Annotated in this window: 2 protein-coding genes; one reads left to right on the top strand and one right to left on the bottom strand. The window is 66.5% G+C overall.

Annotated features, from left to right (window positions below; translation table 11 throughout):
• On the top strand, positions 1–632 hold a 632-nt coding region (locus L6Q67_RS23290), incomplete at its 5' end, for a Wzy polymerase domain-containing protein (protein WP_296575826.1).
• On the opposite strand, the gene L6Q67_RS23285 is transcribed toward L6Q67_RS23290, so the two are convergent.
• The coding region (locus tag L6Q67_RS23285; protein ID WP_296575822.1) for a sulfatase-like hydrolase/transferase at positions 629–2,332 on the bottom strand (1,704 nt) is incomplete at its 5' end. The two genes, L6Q67_RS23290 and L6Q67_RS23285, sit on opposite strands and share 4 nt — an antisense overlap.

Here is a 2,332-nt window from a genome sequence, read left to right as displayed (position 1 = left end):
TCGGCGTGCACAGCATGGTGGAGTACCCGCTGTGGTACGCCTACTTCCTGCTGCCCGCGGCCTGCGCCTGGGGCTATGCGCTGGGCAGCAACGACGCTGCCGATGATGCGTCAATCGCCGGTGCCGCGCCCGACCCCGATCGGGACCGCGGCCGTGCCCCCTGGCTGACCCCGCTGCTGGGCGTGGCGGTCACGCTGGGCGGTGGCCTGGCGATGCTGGACTACCAGCGCGTGGTGGTGATCTATGCCCCTGGCGAGGGTGCCGGTTCACTGGAGTCGCGCATTGCCGATGGCCAGCGCAGCGTGCTGTACGCCCATCATGCCGACTATGCCGCGGCCACCCACGACCAGCCGCTGCCCGGCACGGCGCTGGCCTTCCGGCGCGCGCCGCACTACCTGCTCGATACCCGGCTGATGATGGCCTGGGCCCGCACCCTGGCCCAGGGGGGCGAGTTGGATGCCGCACGCACGGTGGCCCAGCGCCTGCGCGAATTCCGCAACCCGGATGCCGACGAGTTTTTCGCGGCGTGTGAGGCCGATGGGCCACCGCCGTTCCAGTGCCTGCCGCCGGCCGTTGCATGGCCGTGGCGCGCCTTCCTGCGCGCAGAGCTGGCCGGGCCAAATGTTCGCTAACGTGGTATAGCGGCGGCCATTGGGCGGATGGTCTGCTGAAGTGCATCGAGGTGGGCCGGATCGAGCTGAGCCACCAGATTCACAGACTCCGCGGGATCCGTCAGGACATCGAATGCCCACTGTGCGCCGGTGTCGATGTTGCGCCAGTATTTGAGCTTGCGGCCGGGCTGGCGTTCGTCGTAGACGCCGACGAAGTAGCCCTGCTGGAACGCCAGCAGGCGAGGCTTCATCGGCAACTGCAACGGCAAACCAATCCAGTTTTCCGGCGTGGGTATGCCCAGGTACTGCAGTACGGTCGGGGCGATGTCCAGTTGCGACGCCAATCGATCGGCGGCATCGGCGAGGGCAGGCGGCGGACCACCGAAGGCGGCGAACAACAGCGGCACCCGCAAGGCCGGCTCATAGACACCCTTGGCATGACCGAACTCACCGTGCTCACCGAGCATCTCGCCGTGGTCGCCGGTCAGAACGAGAATCGCGTCGCGCAGATACTCCCGCGCGGCCAGTGCCTCGATGAGTCTTCGCACGACGTCATCGAGCTGCCTCACGCCGTTGTCGTAGTGATTGCCGGTCTCGAACTGAGGTTTGGACAGATCCGCAGCCGCGCCTTTTCGCCACGGCACATAAGGCTTGGCCGGACGGTACTGTTCGAACGCGCCGCTGCGGGTACCCAGCAGGTGGGCCGACATCAGGTGGAACTGAATCATGACGGGGCGCCCATCCCACGCGGGCATGGCCTTCACGCGCTCGATGACGCTTTCGTCGTCATTGATGCTGCGAGTGCGGTCCATGCTGCCATCGAAGTAGTCGTCCACCGCCCCGTATGCCGCGCGCAGCCCGTAGAAGTTCGTGTGGTCGCCGCCGAGCATCAGCGCGATGCGATATTCGTGCTTGCTCAGTACTTCGTGCAGCGACAGGTCATCGTCCGTCATCAGGTGCAGCGGCTTGGATCGTGCAATGGCCAACAGGCCGCAATAGGACTCGGGGCATGCCGCGACGGTGCGTGGCACCACCACCAGTTGTCCACGGCGCTGCATGGCGGCCAGGTGCGGCGTCGTGTCGCGTTCGTAGCCATAGGCCGATAAGCGATCGGGGCGTAGCGCATCAACCACGACCAGGATCACGTTGGGGCGACGCGTCAACACCAGTGGGCGATACCCTTCGCGCGCGCGGCGCGCGGCCGCCACCGCTCCAGGCGACACCTGGATGTGGCTGTTCATGTGCTGGCCCTCGTCCGGTGGCGCCAGAAAGGTCAGGCTGAATGGCTCGCGCGCGGTCAGTGCCGGGAAACCGGCGTAAGCCGACAGTTGCAACATTGCCAGCGCGATTGCGCCTATCGCGGCGGTGCCGGCACCGGTCGGTCCCAAACGCATCGAAGCCCAGTTCGTCCAGTCACAACGCGTGATAGTTCCATCGACCAGCCAGAGTGCGACAGTCACGATGACCACCGCCAGCGTGCCCGCACCCAGCAACGGAACCCCCAGCGACTGAGCGAGTTCTGGCACTTGGCCGACATACCGGGCTACCAGGGACCAACTGGCGACTCGTCCCCATGACCACAGACCCGTGACCACCAGAAGGTAGTAGCCCGACAAGAGCAGCGTCGCGGTCGTAGCAATAGCTGCTGCCGCGAGCCGTGGTGCAGCACGGCCGGGCAGCCAGCGCCATACCGCCATGCGCAGGCCTGCCAGCGCCATAGC

The organism is Zoogloea sp. (assembly GCF_023150065.1).
Lineage (GTDB): Bacteria > Pseudomonadota > Gammaproteobacteria > Burkholderiales > Rhodocyclaceae > Zoogloea.
The sequence above is the reverse complement of the archived record's forward strand: the minus strand, read 5'-3'. Positions and strand labels throughout refer to the sequence as shown.